Here is a 2,699-nt window from a genome sequence, read left to right as displayed (position 1 = left end):
AGACCATGAACGACCCAACCACCGCGATCGAGGAGGTGACAACACTGCCCGAACTCATCGCCGCCTAAGCTTCAACCACTGACCTCAACCGGCAAAGCGAAAGCACACCACTCGAGGGGACGTCACCCGACGCCGAGCTCATCGTTGGTGTGGCATCGACCAGCGAAGTCCCTTCTCGAGCCACTCGGCGGATGCGATCAACGATCCGCGTTCACTCAATATTCGACCGCCCGCCACCGACGGTCCTGTCTGTGAGATCCCACAGAGAGGAGAATAGCTAACTAGGTCGACACGTCTTCGGCCTGACATCCGTGGGGGATTAGATGCAGACTTCCAAGAAATTCACAGCGATCACGGCCATCACAGCGGTAGCGCTTCTTGCGGGCGTTGGTGACGCCAAGGCATTCGAGCAGAGCGCCCCGTCAAATACCATCTCAGCACCCTTCGAAGCTCCCGACATCACGGACGAGAACGTGTACTCGCTTTCCTTCTCCGGGGACAAAGAGTCCGGATCGCTCGAAGAGCTAATGGCCGCAGCCAGCTTGGTCGACTCGGACATCAAAACGGTCGTCTACGAAGGCGACGGCGGCGTGGGCCAGCTTGTCCTAATCGAAGGAGACACCTCCACGACCGTCTTGGAGCGTGCAGATGAACTGTTCGCTTCGGCTAAGACTGACACGCCCCCCCTCACCGGAGGTTTGGTCGTTGCCAGTCATCCGCTTCCGGCCGAGGTCGCGACGGACACCAGTACATTTAGCATCAGTCAGGATTCGACAGATCCCTCCGCAGCTAGGCAAGCTCCCGCGGCTGCTGCGCTCCCTGCTCCCGATGGCCCACGCTACGTCAACTGGGATGGCTACAAAGCGATCAAAGGATGGCCTGGCTACAATTCGGTGAATGAGTGGGAGGGTTTTTACCCCTTCTCGTACCGGGGTGAGGGGTTCAATCTCAACAGGTGCGTTCAGCTTGTAAATGGAACTTGCCAGCGAACTACTCCTCGCGCAAACCTCGTCCAGTCGATCGTCTGGACAGGTGGAAGTCACGTTGCTTACTGGCCAGACGAGCCTAATTGGGGTTTCGAGTTCGGGGCTTCCGTGTACAACTATGCAGCGTGCGGTGTAGCGGGATTCTGGCTAAACCCTGCCTACGCGGAGTGGGCGACGAATGTCCCGGTAGCGGCTCAGCCGTACCAGGACACAAACAGGCTCTTCGACGACTGTTCATCAATGAGCCATGAGATGGGAATTCGGTACCCACACCAACTCATCGCAGGGGCCGAGTACGTCTACTCCCTAAGCACTGAACGTAACCCGTCACGCTCGTCCTCCGTCTTTTCAGCTGCATTTCAAGCAGTTCACAACGATTGCCTACCCGGAACCATCCGTGAGCGGCTGACTGATTGCATGGGTCTCAGCGGTGACAGTTATGCGTTCCCATACGGTGACCAAAGCGAAACCGTGGTGAATTCATCCCGGAATCTCACTTTGCCCGGGTGCACGCGAATGTACAGCGGATGGGCGCGCCCTCTTCGTTTCGCAAACGGTGGTGCGATGGAAGTCCCTACGCCCATGACCGCGCCCTTTGGGTCTCCCAGCGCAAGCTCTTGGGACACTTGTTTCAGTAACGACTGGTGAGTGAAATCAAGACAACAAATATGCGGTTGGCACGTACCGCAGAACGTTTTTCAGAGAAGGATCCATTAGTTTTATGGGTCGCTCTGGGCTTGCTCTTCGCCGTCGTCTTGGTGAGCGTCGCCCTATGGATACCCACCGCTCTGTACCTCCAGTCGCCCGATCGGGCGGCACCCTTAGGCAACCGTGGCCGTTTCCTTTTTGTGACAACGGCGGTTGTTCAGTCAGTAGTCCTCATGGGCGCGCTCATTGTGATCTTCTTCGCCCGTCCAGGCAAGACTCCCAGCGCGTCCAGATTGACCGTTTGGTCGGGACTCATTGGATACCTTGCGGTACCGGTCTGGTCCTACTGGTTAGCGTTCTCCTTACTAAAGCTAAATGACGAGGCTCTCATTCTCTTTTGGGCCGGCTGTGGAATATTCCTGATCCCGGCGGTCAGCCCGAGGCGCCTGCTGTGGGTCAGGGTTGGCTTAGGAATCGTCTTGTCCATCACAATGTTGCTCGTGTACACCGTCATAACTTCGGAACGGTCGGCAACGACTCTGATTGGGCCTATGACGATCTATCTCGTCGCCACTTTGCTGAGCAGTACGTACGCAATAGTTGACCGCAAGCGGGTTTGATGGCGGACCTCATCACAATGGGATCATTTTCATAGTCTCGAATTGGCTGAACCTGCCCTGCTGATTACATCGGACCTGGCAGATTCCCTCTAGAAGGTCCGTCCGATGAAAGCAGGCGACGGATGCCCCTGCGGCTCGAGCTTCACGGCGAAGGGGTGACCACTGGCGATTTTGATGCGGAACGGCATAGCCGCAAACCGGTTGAGTGCCCGAGGCTATTCGACATCCTGGATCATATATCTATCACCAGTCGTCATCGAGAACACGGGCGAATACCGGGGCGGTAAGTACATCGAGCACCCCGATGCTACAACCCACGGGTCTGCCCAGGGTTTGGTTGTCATCTGATCTGTGAGATTTCATTCTCGCTGGAAGGATGTCAGTTATGGCAAAGGCATATCCGAAAGAGTTCCGTGATGACGTCGTGGCGGTGGCCCGGAAGGGC

2 protein-coding genes are annotated in these 2,699 nt (G+C 56.8%); both read left to right on the top strand.

Going from position 1 to position 2,699, the window contains the following annotated elements; translation table 11 throughout:
- Positions 1 to 323: 323 nt before the first annotated feature.
- Complete coding sequence (locus tag B7R22_RS18945; protein ID WP_147305467.1) at positions 324 to 1,634, top strand: hypothetical protein; 1,311 nt, start codon at positions 324 to 326, stop codon at positions 1,632 to 1,634.
- Positions 1,631 to 2,254 carry a hypothetical protein gene (locus B7R22_RS18245; RefSeq protein ID WP_147305466.1) on the top strand — a complete coding sequence of 208 codons (624 nt, stop codon included), beginning with the start codon at positions 1,631 to 1,633 and terminating at the stop codon, positions 2,252 to 2,254. Before B7R22_RS18945 ends, B7R22_RS18245 begins: the two co-directional genes overlap by 4 nt.
- The last annotated feature ends 445 nt before the right edge of the window (positions 2,255 to 2,699 follow it).

The sequence above is a fragment of the Subtercola boreus genome, assembly GCF_003399635.1.
GTDB classification, from domain to species: domain Bacteria; phylum Actinomycetota; class Actinomycetes; order Actinomycetales; family Microbacteriaceae; genus Subtercola; species Subtercola boreus_B.
The sequence above is the reverse complement of the archived record's forward strand: the minus strand, read 5'-3'. Positions and strand labels throughout refer to the sequence as shown.

Bases quoted from the DNA above. Each gene is read 5' to 3' on its own strand.
- B7R22_RS18945 (WP_147305467.1), top strand. From the start codon at position 324: ATGCAGACTTCCAAGAAATTCACAGCGATCACGGCCATCACAGCGGTA.